This is a genomic window from Pseudomonas sp. S30_BP2TU TE3576 (assembly GCF_050436025.1).
Taxonomy (GTDB): Bacteria; Pseudomonadota; Gammaproteobacteria; order Pseudomonadales; family Pseudomonadaceae; genus Aquipseudomonas.
This window is the reverse complement of the sequence record NZ_JBNDLK010000001.1, coordinates 653,279-668,968: the sequence shown is the minus strand read 5'-3', so window position 1 is coordinate 668,968 and position 15,690 is coordinate 653,279. Positions and strand designations below refer to the sequence as shown.

13 protein-coding genes are annotated in these 15,690 nt (G+C 59.9%); 8 read left to right on the top strand and 5 right to left on the bottom strand.

The window, feature by feature from the left end; all coding sequences use genetic code 11:
• Window positions 1-58 precede the first annotated feature (58 nt).
• Window positions 59-946: a LysR family transcriptional regulator gene (locus ABIA48_RS02955; RefSeq protein WP_429486989.1), complete on the bottom strand. Its 888-nt coding sequence runs from the start codon at window positions 944-946 to the stop codon at window positions 59-61.
• 163 nt (window positions 947-1,109) lie between these two features.
• Between ABIA48_RS02955 and ABIA48_RS02950 the strand changes: the two genes are divergently transcribed.
• The gene (locus tag ABIA48_RS02950; RefSeq protein ID WP_429486988.1) at window positions 1,110-2,411 is read left to right on the top strand and encodes an NAD(P)/FAD-dependent oxidoreductase; all 1,302 of its coding nucleotides are present in this window, start codon (window positions 1,110-1,112) and stop codon (window positions 2,409-2,411) included.
• A 54-nt stretch (window positions 2,412-2,465) separates the two neighbouring features.
• A complete protein-coding gene (locus ABIA48_RS02945; RefSeq protein ID WP_429486987.1) occupies window positions 2,466-3,554 on the top strand; it encodes a polyamine ABC transporter substrate-binding protein in 1,089 nt (362 codons plus the stop codon).
• A gap of 163 nt (window positions 3,555-3,717) precedes the next feature.
• On the opposite strand, the gene ABIA48_RS02940 is transcribed toward ABIA48_RS02945, so the two are convergent.
• The gene (locus ABIA48_RS02940) at window positions 3,718-4,236 is read right to left on the bottom strand and encodes a carboxymuconolactone decarboxylase family protein (RefSeq protein ID WP_429486986.1); all 519 of its coding nucleotides are present in this window, start codon (window positions 4,234-4,236) and stop codon (window positions 3,718-3,720) included.
• A 133-nt stretch (window positions 4,237-4,369) separates the two neighbouring features.
• On the opposite strand from ABIA48_RS02940, the gene ABIA48_RS02935 reads away from it, so the two are divergent.
• Window positions 4,370-5,185 carry a cupin domain-containing protein gene (locus ABIA48_RS02935; protein ID WP_429486985.1) on the top strand — a complete coding sequence of 272 codons (816 nt, stop codon included), beginning with the start codon at window positions 4,370-4,372 and terminating at the stop codon, window positions 5,183-5,185.
• Window positions 5,186-5,316: 131 nt separating this feature from the next.
• Here ABIA48_RS02935 and ABIA48_RS02930 read toward each other — a convergent pair whose 3' ends face one another.
• A complete protein-coding gene (locus tag ABIA48_RS02930; protein ID WP_429486984.1) occupies window positions 5,317-5,748 on the bottom strand; it encodes a nuclear transport factor 2 family protein in 432 nt (143 codons plus the stop codon).
• 157 nt (window positions 5,749-5,905) lie between these two features.
• Here ABIA48_RS02930 and ABIA48_RS02925 point away from each other — a divergent pair, with 157 nt between their 5' ends.
• Window positions 5,906-6,556, top strand: coding sequence for a DUF2238 domain-containing protein (locus ABIA48_RS02925; protein ID WP_429486983.1), 651 nt, complete (start codon window positions 5,906-5,908; stop codon window positions 6,554-6,556).
• 240 nt (window positions 6,557-6,796) lie between these two features.
• Here ABIA48_RS02925 and ilvD read toward each other — a convergent pair whose 3' ends face one another.
• Window positions 6,797-8,479, bottom strand: a complete 1,683-nt coding sequence (gene ilvD, locus ABIA48_RS02920; RefSeq protein ID WP_429486982.1) for a dihydroxy-acid dehydratase — start codon at window positions 8,477-8,479, stop codon at window positions 6,797-6,799.
• 392 nt (window positions 8,480-8,871) lie between these two features.
• Here ilvD and mqo point away from each other — a divergent pair, with 392 nt between their 5' ends.
• The 3 genes from mqo to ABIA48_RS02905 all read left to right on the top strand — a co-directional run bounded on the left by mqo (window position 8,872) and on the right by ABIA48_RS02905 (window position 12,738).
• Entirely contained in the window at window positions 8,872-10,515 is a 1,644-nt protein-coding gene (gene mqo / locus ABIA48_RS02915) for a malate dehydrogenase (quinone) (RefSeq protein WP_429486981.1), read from the top strand.
• A gap of 308 nt (window positions 10,516-10,823) precedes the next feature.
• Window positions 10,824-12,083 carry a molybdopterin-dependent oxidoreductase gene (locus ABIA48_RS02910; protein ID WP_429486980.1) on the top strand — a complete coding sequence of 420 codons (1,260 nt, stop codon included), beginning with the start codon at window positions 10,824-10,826 and terminating at the stop codon, window positions 12,081-12,083.
• Between the two features lie 10 nt (window positions 12,084-12,093).
• Window positions 12,094-12,738, top strand: a complete 645-nt coding sequence (locus tag ABIA48_RS02905; protein WP_429486979.1) for a c-type cytochrome — start codon at window positions 12,094-12,096, stop codon at window positions 12,736-12,738.
• 197 nt (window positions 12,739-12,935) lie between these two features.
• Here the strand turns inward: ABIA48_RS02905 and ABIA48_RS02900 are convergent, their stop codons facing one another.
• Window positions 12,936-13,568: a dihydrofolate reductase family protein gene (locus tag ABIA48_RS02900; RefSeq protein ID WP_429486978.1), complete on the bottom strand. Its 633-nt coding sequence runs from the start codon at window positions 13,566-13,568 to the stop codon at window positions 12,936-12,938.
• Between the two features lie 439 nt (window positions 13,569-14,007).
• Between ABIA48_RS02900 and ABIA48_RS02895 the strand changes: the two genes are divergently transcribed.
• Complete coding sequence (locus ABIA48_RS02895; RefSeq protein ID WP_429486977.1) at window positions 14,008-15,639, top strand: multiheme c-type cytochrome; 1,632 nt, start codon at window positions 14,008-14,010, stop codon at window positions 15,637-15,639.
• Window positions 15,640-15,690: the final 51 nt, after the last annotated feature.

Below are 15,690 nucleotides of genomic sequence, written 5' to 3'. Positions count from 1 at the left end.
CAGCGAAGTAAATATCAACTGACCCGACGCCTTCGCGAGCAAGCCCGCTCCCACAGGGTCATGCAGTGGTTTGCGCAGTGAACCATTGCATCACTGGCGCGCACGCCGGATGCGATGCCGCCGAGGGTTGCAGGCACAGCGAGTAAATCCCCCGGGTCTTCAACGGCTCGCCGAACGGAATCACCAGTTCGCCGCGTTGAATCGACTCGCCCGCCAGGGTCATGTCAGTCATCGCCACCCCCAGCCCCCGAGCGGCGGCGTCGAGCGCCAGTTCGTCGAGGTTGAAGGGAGTGTGCCGATAGTCGTTCAACGACTTGCCGCCGTTGGCGGACAGCCAGTCCTGCCAGTCATGTTGATCGCTAGAGCGATGCAGCAATGCGAACCCCGACAGATCCTCCAGCGAAGCCAATGGCCGGGCCGGGGTGCCCAGGCCCGGCGCGCACACGGGCACCAATGCTTCTTCGAACAGGGTCAGGCAATCGGGCGCTGTGGCCGGTTCGGGCAGGTAAAGGATATAGGCGTCGCTGTCACTGGCCGGCTCGACCACTTCGGTGGCCACGGTTTCAATTGCCAGGGATACGTCCGGGTGATGCCGGTAGAAATCACTCAGTCTGGGTAGTAACCAACGCACCGCCAGTGACACGTGCATGCGAATGCGGAACGGGCGTTTTTGCGGCGCGAGCCGATCTTCGAGGGTCCGCAACTGTTCGAGGATGTTGCGGGCGCTGGCCAGAACCTGTTCGCCCTCCGCGGTCAGCTGAATGCTGCGGCTGCTCCTGACAAACAGCGGCACGCCAAAGTGGCTCTCCAGTTGCTGGATTTGTCGGCTCACGGCGCTTTGGGTCAGGCATAGCGTTTGCGCAGCCTGCGTGAAGCTGCCTGACTCGGCGACCTCGACCAGGGCCTGCAAGCCCTGCAGCGAAGGCACGTGGCGTAGTTTATCCATTCGTTTTCAGAATACCTCGATGATTTAATAACGTTGGTTGTCGGTGTTTTGAGCCTTTAGATTCTAGTCATCGCCGCCGGCCTCGCAAAGCGCTTATGCGAATCATGCATACATCGCTGCTGTGGATCGAGACGGCTCGCAGAACAAGAACCTGAGGTGACGCATGGAAAATATCTGTGGCTGGATTGCGCAAGCGGGGAGTTCGACTCTGCGCGATCCGCTTAAAGGCACGCAGCAAGCCGATTGGCTGGTGATCGGTGCCGGCATCACCGGGCTGAGTGCCGCACACACCCTGGCGCAAATGCATCCCCAGGCGCGCATCGTAGTCGTCGACCGGCAACGGGCTGCGCAAGGCGCTTCGGCACGCAATTCCGGTTTTGTGGTGGCCCATGAGCATCCCGCCGTTGGCGAGTTGTCGGGCTGCGACGGGTTCGCCGGGTATCAAGTGGATACCTCAATCGGCCGCGCAGCCGCCGCCGAAGTCCGCAAGCAGATTGCCCGCCATGGCATCGAATGCGACTTCAGGGAGTCGGGCTATTTCTTCGCTGTCAGCGATCCACGCAAGCTGACCCACGTCGAGGCCAAGTTGCAGACCCTGCGCGCCGTTGGTGCCAGCGCGCAGTTTCTGCAAGGCGAGGCGCTGAAGGAAAAACTCGGCACCCGACACTACCGTGCCGGAATCTGGTGCGGCAATGGCAATGCGCTGCTGCAACCGGCGAAGTACGTGAGAGGCCTGCTCGATGCCTTGCCGCAGAAGGTGACGGTCTACGAGAACACCGATATCACAGGTCTTGAGCGCCTGGGCAACGGCCGGATTCACGCCCGGGGCCAAAACGGCTGCATTGAGGCCAAACAAGTGTTGGTCTGCCTGAACGCCTTCATTCCTCGTTCAGGGATCGACGACAGCGGCACCTTCGCGATGGAACTCAGCGCCAGCCTCACGCGGCCGCTCAGCGATCAAGAATTTCAAGCGCTCGGAGCGCCAGAGCCCTGGGGCGTGCTGTCTACCCGACCGCTTGGTGCCACGGTGCGCCTGACCCCGGATCGCCGGGTGATGATCCGCAACACCGCGGAATACCGCTCCCGGGATTTGTCATTGAGCGAATTGTCGACCCGCCGCCAGCACCATGTGCTGGGGTTGCAACGGCGTTTCCCGATGCTCGGCGAGCAGGACATTGAATACACCTGGACCGGCCATCTCAGCGCTTCGCGCTCCGGGCAACCGTATTTCGGCAAGGTCGAGGAGGGTGTGTTTGCCGTGGCCGGGTGCAATGGCTCCGGAGTGGCGCGGGGCACGCTGTGGGGCCGCTTGCTGGCGGAACTTGCGTCGGGCGGTGATTCACCGTTGCTGCAATCGGTCATCGCCCGAGCGCAACCCGGCTGGCTGCCCCCCAAGCCGTTGCTCGACATCGGTGCCATGCTGCGTATGCGCGTGGAAGCCGCCCGAGCCAGAACCGAAGTCTGACAAAACCGGCTTCACAACAAGAACAACAGCACTTCCCATCGAAGGTGATTCAACATGCGCGTCAATACGCTTTCCCTTGTGGCCCTGATCTCGACGTTTTCCGCCGCCACCTATGCCGACGAAACCGTCAACATTTCCAACTGGAACGGCTACATCGCCGACGACACCCTGGCCAGTTTCACCAAGGACACCGGGATCAAGGCGACCTACGACATCCACGACAGCAACGAAGTGCTGGAATCGAAGCTGATGACCGGCAACACCGGGTATGACGTGGTCAGCCCGTCGAACCACTTCCTGTCGCGCCTGATCAAGGCCGGCGCCATCCAGAAACTCGACAAGAGCCAGCTGCCCAACTGGAAAAACCTCGACCCGGCGTTGATGAAGAAGCTTGAGGTCAACGATCCGGGTAACCAGTACGGCTACCCCTATATGTGGGGCACGGCGGGCATCGGTTACAACGTCGAGAAGATCAAGGCGATTTTCGGCAACACCGATGTCACCCGTTCCTGGAGCCTGTTTTTCGACGAGAACAACATCAAGAAGCTCAGCGAGTGCGGTGTGGCGATCATCGACAACCCGACGCAGATCCTGCCGATCACCCTCAACTACCTGGGGCTGCCGCCTCATAGCCACGAGCCGGCCGACTACAAGAAAGCCGAGCAGGCGCTGCTGAAGATCCGCCCATACGTCCAGTATTTCCATTCGTCCAAGTACATCAGCGACCTGGCCAACGGCAACGTCTGCGCGGTGATCGGTTTCAACGGCGATATCGTGCAGGCCGCCGCCAGCGCCAGGGAAGCCAAAAACGGGATCGATATTGCCTACTCGATCCCGGACGAAGGTTCCACCCTGTGGCTGGACATGGTGGTCATGCCCAAGAGCGCGCCACACGAGAAGAACGGCTACGCCTACATGAACTACCTGCTGGAGCCGAAGGTGATTGCCAACATCAGCAACAGCATCCACTACGCCAACCCCAACAGCGCGGCGGATGCTTTCGTCGACCCGGCGGTGAAGCAGGACCTGGCGATCTATCCGCCGAAAACCGTGATGGACAAGCTGTTCACCGTTGAGGACTTGCCCGCGGCCATCGCACGCCTCAGCACGCGTTTGTGGACCAAGCTGAAAACCAATACCTGACCGTCTTATGATCGCGGTCAACCTGATGTGACACTGAGCCTGTGGGAGCGGGCTTGCTCGCGAAAGCGTTGTATCAGGCACCTATGATGTCGACTGACACTCCGCCTTCGCGAGCAAGCTCGCTCCCACAGGTTGTTTCAGGCAGGAATTACGCTGGATCGGCTCAGGCGTCGATGGCCGGGAAGTCGATGTCGGTCAGCGCTGTGTTGTTCAGGTAGTTGGTCAGCGTTTGCGAAGCCACGAGGGCGATCACTTCGATGATCTTGCCGTCGTCGATGCCGGCGGTACGGGCGGCAGTGATCTGCTCGACCGTCAGGTGGCCACGGCTTTCGGTGACCTGGCGGGCGAGGGTGGCATAGGCGTTGAGTTCACCCTGGCGGGCGCTGAGGATGTCCTGACCCGACAGCCCGGCTTTGCTGGCAAACAGCGTGTGAGCGGCGAGGCAGTAGTCGCAGCCGTTGACCTGCGACGTGGCGAGGGACACCGCTTCTTTTTCCTTAGCACTCAGGGACGTCTTGGCCAGTGCCGCCGAATTTTGCAGGTATGAGGCCAGCACCGCCGGGGCGTGTGCCAATACTTTGAAGAGGTTGGGCAGAAAGCCGATTTTCTTCTGCACACCTTCCAGCAGCGGGCGAGTGGCGTCGGTGGCGTGTTCAAGGCTGATCGGGGCGATGCGGGTCATGGTGATACTCCGTAGTGTGAAGCGCGGTATGCGCTGGGTACGGAGCTAATGTTAGGGATTGGTTCTGGCTTGTTGGGTGCAAATCGTCGAGGATATGCGACAGATCGTCCAGAGCTGCTTGCGGGAGCCTGTCATGGATCGCTTGTCCACGTTGCTCACACACTTCGGCGTCAATGCCGGCACCTTCCATAGCGGTACGTTCTGTGGCACCGCCGCTTATGATGGCCAACAGGCCAGCGGTCATCTGCACCTGCTCCAGGCGGGCGAGTTGCTGCTCAAGATGGGCGATCAGCCGGACCTGCAACTGACCGAGCCGAGCCTGATCTTTTTCCCCCGGCCCTATCGACATCGCCTGTTCGCTGCTGAAGGGACCGGCACGCAACTGGTGTGCGCGACCCTGGATTTCGACGGCGGGGCGGGCAATGCCCTGGCGGCGGCGCTGCCGGATTACCTGGTGCTCAAGCTCGACGAAATCCCGACCCTGGCCGGGACGCTGGAATGGCTGTTCAATGAGGCATTTGACGGTACGTGCGGGCGTGAAGCGGTGATGGATCGCCTGTTTGAACTGCTGGTGATTCTGCTGCTGCGGCACATCCTGAGTACCCGTGGTCAGCAGCCGGGCATGATGGCCGGTCTTGCCGATTCACGCCTGGCGCGGCCGCTCAGCCTGATGCACGAAACCCCGGCCAAGGCCTGGACCGTGGCCGAACTCTCGGTCGCCGCCAACATGTCGCGGGCCAGCTTCGCCGAACACTTTCGCCGGGTGGTCGGGCAGACGCCGGTGGATTATCTGGTGAGCTGGCGCATCAGCCTGGCGCAGAAACGCCTGCGTGAGGGGCGGCCGATTGCGCTGATCGCCGAGGAAGTCGGATACGAAAGCCCTTCGGCGCTGGCCCGGGCGTTCCGGCGCAAGACCGGGCTGAGCCCGCGGGAGTGGAAGGGTAGTTGATACACCCGAAAACCCTGTGGGAGCGAGCTTGCTCGCGATAGCGGTGTGTCAGACACCTGATATGGCGACCGACACTCCGTCATCGCGAGCAAGCTCGCTCCCACAGATACAGTGGTGGCCTCAGCAGTGCATCAGAACTTGTACGCCTGGCGTCCCACCAGCAGCCATTTACCGTCCTGCTTTTGCCAGATCTGGAAGTTCTCGATTTCGGTTGGCACCACTTCAGTGCCTTTCAGTGCTTGCGCCGAGAAGTGGTGACGGACCAGCGCGACATCGCCCGAGACGGTAATGGTCTGGTTCTGCATCTCGAGCGTCTTGAAGGCACTTTTGCCGGTTTCGATGTCGGCGATGAAGGCCGTCTTGTCCTGGATCTTGCCGCTGGAATGCCCGTAGGTCAGGTTGTCGGCGGTCAAGGCATTCAGTTCCGCAATGTCCTTGTGCAGCATGGCCTGGGTCAGGTGGTCGACAGCCTGGGCCACGTCCTTGTCCACGGCAACCGGGGCGGCGGCGACGTAGCCGCTGAACAGGCACAGAAAACCAATCAGCACGTTTGCTTTTTTCATGGGTGTTTCCTTGTTGTTGTAGGGATAGCGTGATGACTGTGCGGTCATTCGTCAGTCGTCGTACAACTTATCATGCGATGGAGAAAAAAAGCGAACTTGCCTGGTAGGCGTGCCTCGAAGTTAAAAGGGCGATGCCCTGACTTCGAGGAATTGCGCCATGCAGCCTATTCCGCGTTTGCGGTACGACCTGACGTTGCTGATGGTGTTTCTGCTGATTGTCGTGGTGTCGGGCTTTTCCCCCCGCAGCCGGGTGGACTGGGCGCTGGAAAACCTGCTGGTGCTGTTGCTGGTGGGGACGTTGGTGGCGGTTTCCCGGCAGTTCCGTTTGTCTGCGACGTCCATCACGCTGGTGTTTGCGTTTCTGTGCATTCATGAATTGGGCGCCCACTACACCTATTCCCTGGTGCCTTACGATCATTGGTCTACTGCGTGGTTGGGCTTCAGTTTCGACCGGGCGTCAGGTGTGCACCGCAATCACTACGACCGACTGGTGCATCTGAGCTACGGGCTGCTGCTGGTTTATCCGGTGCGCGAAGTCCTGTGGCGCCTGACTCCGCTGCGTGGGTTCTGGCTGTTTTTCGTGACCCTGAACATCATGCTGTCGACATCCGCCGTGTATGAATTGGTGGAATGGATCGGCGGTGCCTTCCTGGGCAATGACACGGCAAATGCCTTCGTCGGTGCACAAAGCGACCCTTGGGATTCGCAAAAGGACATGGCCATCGCGGTTGCCGGTGCGTTTGTCAGCCTGCTGCTGGTGTCCCTGCGCACTAGGGTGCAAAAGCAAGCGATGACAACAGCAAGGTGATCGGGAAGACGGCTTCGACCACTGATGAACTGTCCAGCCTGGCGGGTCAGCTGTCGCAGTCGGTGGATCGGTTCAGGCTTTGAGGCTGATGTACTGATTTAAGAGATTCGGTGTTTGTCACGGCCTCTTCGCGAGCAAGCCCGCTCCCACATTCGACGGTGTTCTTCCAGGAAAATGCGGTCAATTGTGGGAGCGGGCTTGCTCGCGAAGGCGGCAGACCCGGCAATGCAAAACGACGGGCTAAAGGTATTTGTCCGTCACGGCCCCCTCCGAAGCACTGGACACGGTCTTCGCGTACTTGGCCAACACCCCGCGCTTGTATTTCGATTCCGGGCGCACCCAGCGCGACTTGCGCTCGGCCAGCACCGCATCGGAGACATCCACAGTAATCTGCCGGGTTTCAGCATCGATGATGATCCTGTCGCCATTCTCGACCAGCGCAATCGGCCCGCCTTCGAAGGCTTCCGGCGTGATGTGACCGACCACGAAACCGTGGGAGCCACCGGAAAAACGCCCGTCGGTGATCAGCGCCACCTCCTTGCCGAGGCCCTTGCCCATGACCGCTGATGTCGGCGAGAGCATTTCGCGCATGCCCGGGCCGCCCTTGGGCCCTTCGTAGCGGATCACGATCACTTCGCCGGGCTGGACTTCGCCATTGAGAATGCCGGCCAGCGCACCTTCCTCGCCGTGATAGACCCGTGCCGTGCCTTCAAAACGCAGGCCTTCCTTGCCGGTGATCTTGGCCACGGCGCCGCTGGGCGAGAGGTTGCCGCGCAGGATGACGAGGTGGGAGTCCTTCTTGATCGGCTGGTCGAAAGGCCGGATCACGTCCTGGCCGGCCGGGTAGTCGGGCACGTTTGCCAGGTTTTCCGCCAGGGTCTGGCCGGTGACGGTCAGCACATCGCCGTGCAGCATGCCGGCATCCAGCATGCGCTTCATCAGCGGTTGAATGCCGCCGATGGCCACCAGTTCGCTCATCATGTAGCGGCCGCTGGGGCGCAGGTCGGCGACCACCGGGGAGATCTTGCCCAGCTCGACGAAGTCATCCAGGGTCAGCTCGACATCCACCGCGTTGGCCATGGCCAACAGATGCAGCACGGCGTTGGTCGAGCCGGCGAGGGCGATCACCACGCGAATGGCGTTCTCGAAGGCTTTGCGGGTCATGATGTCGCGAGGTTTGAGGTCAAGCTTGAGCAGTTCCATGACCTGCTGTCCGGCACGGAAACTGTCCGACGCCTTGTCACTGCCAATGGCGTCCTGGGAGCTGGAACCGGGCAGGCTCATGCCCAACGCTTCAATGGCCGAGGCCATGGTGTTGGCGGTGTACATGCCGCCGCAGGAACCGGGGCCGGGAATCGCCACTTCTTCAATCTGCTTGACCTGGATCTCGCTGATATCGCCCCGCGCGTGTTGGCCCACGGCCTCGAACACGGAAATGATGTCGGTATGCCCGGCCCCCGGCTGGATGGTGCCGCCATAGACAAAGATCGACGGGCGATTCAGCCGCGCCATGCCGATCAGGCAGCCCGGCATGTTCTTGTCGCAGCCGCCGATGGTCACCAGGCCATCAAATCCCTCGCAACCGGTGACCACTTCAATGGAGTCGGCGATCACCTCGCGGGACACCAGCGAATACTTCATGCCTTCGGTGCCGTTGGCGATGCCGTCGGAAATGGTAATGGTGTTGAAGATCACGCCCTTGGCACCCGCGGCATTCGCGCCTTTTTCGGCTTCAAGCGCCAGCTTGTCGATGTGCATGTTGCAGGGCGTGACCATGGCCCAGGTCGAGGCGATGCCGATCTGCGGCTTCTGGAAGTCGGCATCGGTGAAGCCCACGGCCCGTAGCATGGCGCGTGCCGGTGCGGCCTCTACGCCATCGATCACTTGAGAGGAGTACTTGCGCAGATCGTCTTTGTCGCTCATGACTGCTCCTATCGCTCATGGCTGTTCCTCACGCACTCATGGTGAAAAACAGGATGAGTATAGAAGGCCGGGCGCACAGGCCCGGACTAACCGGTCGGGAACAGACGCGCGGGTAAGCCTTGTCGTGATATTCTGCGCGCCAACTTGGTTTGACCTATTCAGTTTGCATGTCCGCAAGACGTGCCGACGGAATCACTGTCGCTCAAGTAGCTGAAGCCAATAAAGATAAAAAGTCAGTTCAGAAGGGACATTAAACTGGGGTCGATGCGGTTCGTCGGCCTTGTGTGCCCACCCTGCAATCCTTGAGTGCCGCCCCCGTGACTGCCGAGAAACATGGGGGCTGTGCGCATGAGGATGGAAGGGCGGATGGCGTTTTATCATAGGTGCTACAGATGTTTAAGAAAGTGAACACGGCCCTGCTGGGGTTGGCTTTGGCGATGGGGATGACTTCCGTCAACGCGCAAGAGGCAAAGAAAGTCGATGTGTTGCTGATTGGCGGCGGCATCATGAGCGCGACCCTGGGTGTGTGGCTCAATGAGCTGGAACCTGGCATGTCGATGGAAATGGTCGAGCGCCTCGACGGCGTCGCCCAGGAAAGCTCCAACGGCTGGAACAACGCCGGTACCGGTCACTCCGCCCTGGCCGAGCTGAACTACACCCCGGAAGACGAGAACGGCAAGGTTTCGATCCCGAAAGCCATTGAAATCAACGAAGCCTTCCAGATCTCCCGTCAGTTCTGGGCCTGGCAGGTTCAGCAAGGCGTGCTGAAGAACCCGCGTTCGTTCATCAACTCCACTCCGCACATGAGCTTCGTGTGGGGCGATGACAACATCAAATTCCTGAAAAAACGCTACGAAGCCCTGCAAGCGAGCCCGCTGTTCGCCGGCATGCAGTACTCCGAAGACCCGGCTGTGATCAAGCAGTGGGTGCCGCTGATGATGGAAGGGCGTGACCCGAACCAGAAAGTCGCGGCCACCTGGAGCCCGCTCGGCACCGACATGAACTTCGGCGAAATCACCCGTCAGTTCGTTGCGCACCTGCAAACCACGCCGAAATTCGACTTGAAGCTGTCCAGCGAAGTGCAGGACATCACCAAAAACGAAGACGGCAGCTGGCGCGTCAGCTACAAAAACCTGAAAGACGGCAGCAAAACCGAAACCGACGCCAAGTTCGTGTTCATCGGTGCCGGCGGCGGTGCCTTGCACCTGCTGCAGAAGTCCGGCATTCCTGAAGCCAAGGAATACGCAGGCTTCCCGGTGGGCGGCTCGTTCCTGGTGACCGAGAACCCGACCATCGCCGAGCAACACCTGGCCAAGGCCTACGGCAAGGCTTCGGTGGGCGCACCGCCGATGTCGGTTCCGCACCTGGACACCCGCGTGCTGGATGGCAAGCGCGTGATCCTGTTTGGCCCGTTCGCGACCTTCAGCACCAAGTTCCTGAAAGAAGGTTCGTACCTGGACCTGCTGACCACCACCACCACGCACAACGTGTGGCCAATGACCAAGGTCGGCATCAAGGAATACCCGCTGGTCGAGTACCTTGCAGGCCAACTGATGCTGTCTGACGAAGACCGCATGAACGCCCTGAAAGAATACTTCCCGAACGCCAAGGCTGAAGACTGGCGCCTGTGGCAAGCCGGCCAGCGCGTACAGATCATCAAGCGTGATGAAGCCGCCGGTGGCGTGCTGAAACTGGGCACCGAGATCGTCGCTTCGCAAGACGGCAGCATCGCCGGCCTGCTGGGCGCCTCTCCAGGCGCATCGACCGCCGCACCGATCATGCTGACCGTGCTGCAGAAAGTCTTCAAGGACAAGGTCGCAACCCCTGATTGGCAGGCAAAGCTGCACCAGATCGTGCCGAGCTACGGCACGCAACTGAATGCCAGCCCCGAGAAAGTCGCTGAAGAATGGGCCTACACCGCCAAGGTGCTGGAACTGACTCCGCCACCGGTGATCGCGCCGGCTGTGAAGCCAGTGACGGTCGACACGGATGCGAAAGCGCCGAAGGCTAATGCTGCGAGTGATATGGCTCTGTAACTAGACGCCAGATCAAAAAAAGCCCACTGAACCGGCGACGGTCAGTGGGTTTTTTTGTGGGCGATGACCAAGACATGGTTTTCGAAAGGGCTACTCTATGAAGCACCTTACGGCACCCCCTGTCATCAATTGCCAAGCCACTGACGTCCAATGCGAAGCAGCCCACTTGCACCTGACGATACTGGTGCGTTTACCAACCTCGAACAGTAAAGCGAAACCGCACTGGCACCTCAAGGCCGATGCCTCTTCACCCTGACGAGGGACTGTCAGTTGCATCTCGATAAAACAATCATAGAGAGAGCGCAGAAATGAAGTTCAGTTTTGTAGACAACAGCCAACCGACCCGCCGGCGGGTTTTACGCGATGCTTTCACGTTGGCTTTGGCGGCTTCGCCGTTGGCAAGTCTGGCCAGGGCAGCCGACGAAACCGGGGTGGCCAGTGAGGCCGCCGAGGACGTGACCTTTGCGGCTGGCCCACGACCGCTGGTGCAATACCCGCAAAAACGCCCGTTGACCCTGGTAACCACGCGCCCGCCGCATCTGGAGACGCCGTTCCCGGTCTTCAACGAAGGGCCGATCACGCCCAATGACGCCTTTTTCGTGCGTTACCACTTGGCCAATTTCCCGACCAGCATCGATCCGGACAGCTATCGATTGACGATCAAAGGCTCGGTCGACACGCCGTTGTCACTTTCCCTTGGCGAGCTCAAGGCCCTCGCTGAACCGGTAGAGGTGGTGGCCGTCAATCAGTGTTCGGGGAACAGCCGTGGCTTCTCGATGCCGCGGGTGTTCGGGGCTCAGTTGGGCAATGGCTCGATGGGTAATGCGCGGTGGCTGGGGGTGCCGCTCAAGGCGGTACTGGAAAAGGCCGGTGTGAAAGCCGACGCCGCGCAAGTGACTTTCCGAGGGCTCGATAAACCTGTGTTGCCGAGCACGCCGGAGTTCATCAAGGCGCTGGACATCAGCCATGCCATGGACGGCGAGCCGATGATCGCCTGGTCGATGAATGGCACCGACCTGCCATTTCTCAACGGTTATCCGATACGTCTGGTGGTGCCGGGCTATTTCGGCACGTACTGGGTCAAGCACCTGAGTGAGATCGAAGTCATCGACCATACCTACGACGGTTTCTTCATGGCCAAGGCTTACCGGGTTCCGGATAACGATTGTTTCTGCATTGCTCCCGGCACCACCGCGGCGAAAACCCAACCGATTTCCAGATTGCCAGTACGCAGTTTCATCACCAGCGTCAAACATGGCGATGTATTGCCGCTGAACAAGAACGTGGTGCTCAAGGGGATTGCGTTCGACGGTGGCGTTGGGGTCAACAAGGTGGAGCTATCGATCGACGGCGGGAAAACCTGGCGCGAAGCCAGGCTTGGGCAGGACCTTGGCCGCTTCTCCTTTCGCGAGTGGACACTGCCGATCAGCTTTACCCGCAAGGGCGCGACGCAGCTGATGGTGCGAGCCAGCAACAGTGCAGGCGAGACGCAACCGCTGCAAGCCGACTGGAACCCCGGTGGCTACCGTCGCCACGTCGTGGAAACCAGCCACGTGACCGTCGCCTGAGGAGGACCGTATGAAACTCATGAAATGCATGACCACCTTGCTGTTTGCGGCTCAGATTGGTCTGGCCAGCATGGCTGGCGCGGCCCCACTGTCGATCACGTTGCCGCCCGAAACGGCTGCGTTCAAGCCCAGTGCGTTGCCTGGCTATCCGTTGGCCCAGCAAAAGTGTTCCATCTGCCATTCGGCCGACTACATCAACTTCCAGCCGCCGGGCATGAGCCTGGCGCAGTGGACCGCCGAAGCGAGCAAGATGCAGCACGTGTATGGCGCTCCGATCAGCGACCAGGATGTGAGTGTGATCGGCGCTTACCTGGCGGTGACCTACGGCAGTGCCCAGGCGAGTGACGCCGATGTTCAGGCCGCCTCGAACCCGCCGGCGGTTCAACCGCCGACGGTGTCGGTAGCGAAAGTCGCCTCGGCCTTGCTCCAGGACAACTCGTGCCTGTCCTGCCACGCGATCGATCATAAGGTCGTAGGCCCGGCCTATCACGATGTGGCAGCCAAGTATAAGAATGACCCGCAGGCACTGGCCCGGGTTATGTCCAGCATTGAACATGGCGGTAGCGGAAAATGGGGGGATGTCCCTATGCCACCTTTCGCGCAGTTAAGTTCGGACGACTTGAAAAGCCTGGCGACGTTCATCATGAGCCAGTGAGCGGGCTGTGAGTCTGATGTTTGAACACCGCGAACCTTGTGGGAGCGAGCTTGCTCGCGATGGCGGCCTGTCAGGCACCTTTTGTGTGACTGTGCAACCGCCATCGCGAGCAAGCTCGCTCCCACAGTATCCGGGGTTTAACTGACAGACGTCAGCCTGATGCAAAAAAGCCCACCCTCGAGCGACAGGGGCGCTGACTATTGCTGCCTGACGCCCTCGAACGTGCCTGTTCGCACTTCGCCGCTACGGATGTAACGGGCGATCAGTACACCCCCGGGGGAGCTGACCGAATGGGCCAGCGTGAAGGCCAGCGCTTGGGCGTTGTCGTCGAACAGGCGCTTGCCGCGCCCCAGCAAGACGGGGTGAATCATCAGCCGCAGTTCGTCCACCAGGCCGGCTGCAAGCAGTTGATGCACCAGATCGCCGCTGCCTTGTGTCAGTAGCTGAGGACCGTCCTGACGCTTGAGCGCGTTTATCGCATCGACCAGGTTGCCCTCCAGCGCACGGCTGTTCTGCCAATCCAGCGTATCGCGATGATGCGTGGCCACATGCTTGGGTACGCCGTTCAACAGCTCAGCGAGGGCGTAGTGGGTTGAATCGGCCCGAATGCGCGGCCAATAGGACGCGAAGATGTCGTAGGTGCGACGCCCCAGTAGCAACTCGAATGGCTGTGAGAACAGGTTTTGTACGGCCCGACCGGTGGTTTCGTCGGCGTAAGGCACGATCCAGCCACCGAATCGGAATCCGTTACCGGGATCCTCTTCAGGCCCGCCGGGCGCTTGCATGACGCCGTCCAGACTCACGAACGCGGCAACGGTAAGTGTGCGCATGCTCTTCTCCTGATTCGTCTTGGTGAAAGTGCTCATTCGGCGAGTCTCTGCAATGACAGCGACCCCTGGCGTCATTGTCTGACAGATAGTCGAACGAGACGCTGCGAAATCGACATCCCCCCCGATTTCGGCGTGAGCTCCCCCACTAATGGGCGCCATTGCTCTGCAGTATTCGCGTCTCCATCAGCACTGACTTTCAACCTCTAGCCAATGTTTGCCGGGCTTTCAGGTCATCGCACCTGTTTTATCGCGACGCTGGCGCAGTAATTGCTGATTGAACGTGTCCCGTTCATGAAAGTTGGAGGCTCGGGAAGCTATGGAGCTGTAAGTACACCCATTGAGTGATTACATCTAACCATCGGTTTGCATCATTAAACGCCTCTGGTCACTCAATAAAAGTGCTGCAGTCATCCTCTGCAACCGTCTAGGGGAGTTTCTAATGCAGCACTCTAAATACAGGTGCGGGCAAGTAGTGTCGCACTGGTTATCGGTCTTGATTGTGCTATGGATAATGTGCTCTAGCGCTTACATGCTCTTATTCAATGTCCCGGCAGGCTTTAAGCTAGCCATTGTCGGCTTGAATATTTTGCTGGTGGCATTGTTCATACTGTTTTTCCAGGGAATCAGACCTTTCGTTCGTCGTTTTTTGTGCTTTCTGGCCTGCCTACTGACAGTAGCGCTGGTTACCGCCGACGAACCTCAGGGCAATGACAATCAAGCTAATGAGAAGTGGCTGGAGCCGGCACGCTCCAGGCTCATGCAGGTGACTGGTGCGATGCCGTTCTTTCCGCATCGGGCCAATACCCCCGGCAACCTGGTTTTGAATGCAAAAGACTTCGATAATGCCCAGGTCTGTGGCGCTTGCCATACGGAGATCTACAAGCAGTGGCGCACGTCGATGATGTCCCAGGCCTGGGATGAACCCATCTATCGGGCCTTGCTCAAGCGTGCGAGTACGGCCACCGAGGGGAAGGTCGATAACTTCTGCACCGGCTGCCATACCCCGATCGGTCTCACGACCGGGCAGATCAATTCGCAAGTCAACCGCTCCTCGATTGAAGACAGCGCGAAGAATCATCCGATGCCCGGGGTCGATTGCGAGACCTGCCACAACATCAGTGCCCGTACGGGCCTCGATAACGGTGCCTATGTTCTGAGCCCGCGAGCGCACGGTAAACCGACCAAGTTCGGTCCGCGTAAAGATGCCGTTTCGCCTTATCACGATACCGTGTATTCCGCCCTGCACACGCGCTCGGACTTTTGCGGCACCTGCCACAACGTCACGCACCCGTTCAGCAGTGTGGCGGTCGAGCGCACTTATGACGAATGGCAGGAGAGCGCCTACAGCTTTAACAATGTAACTTGCCAAAGCTGCCATATGCCGGGTTTTGCGGGTAAGGCCGCGATCATGGGGCCAGATCGCGAGGAGGTCGCCTCGCATTGGTTCAGCGGCGCCAACGCGATGATGCTCAAGCATCTCGGTCAGGAACTGGGCGCGCAACGTGCGCGCGAAATGCTTGCGCGTGCGGCGGAAATAAAGTTCCAGCAACTGCCGGCAGCCATCATTCCCGGGCAATACACCTCGGTAGCCGTCAAGGTTTCCAATGTCGGCGCCGGGCACAAACTGCCGACCGGCTTTCCTGAAGGGCGGGAGATGTGGATCGATTTCCGGGTGCTGGATGCCAGCGGTCGCGAGCTCTATCGGCTGGGTTCGATCAAGGACGGCAAAACCGAGAACGACACGCGAAATTTCAAAGTGCACATAGGCGATAAGGACGGCAATCCGTTGGACGTCGAGGTCTGGAATGCCACGCAAATTCTTTCGGACAACCGCATTCTGCCCAAGGGCTACGATATTGGGGAGTTCTCATTCCTGGTGCCAGCCGACGCCGTCGGACCGCTCACTCTGACTGCCGAACTGAACTACTGGCCGTTTTCGCAGAAGCTGGCCGACTACCTGCTCGGCAAGAATCAAGTGCAGGTGGAAATCACCCAGATGGCCAAAGTCACACAGAGCATCCCCCTGTCGACAAGCCTGCCAGCCACCGGGCCGGATACTGCGCACTTTTAGCGGCACGGGGGCGATGTCCCCTGGGTTGTTCAGGTATGAGATAAGCTTGAG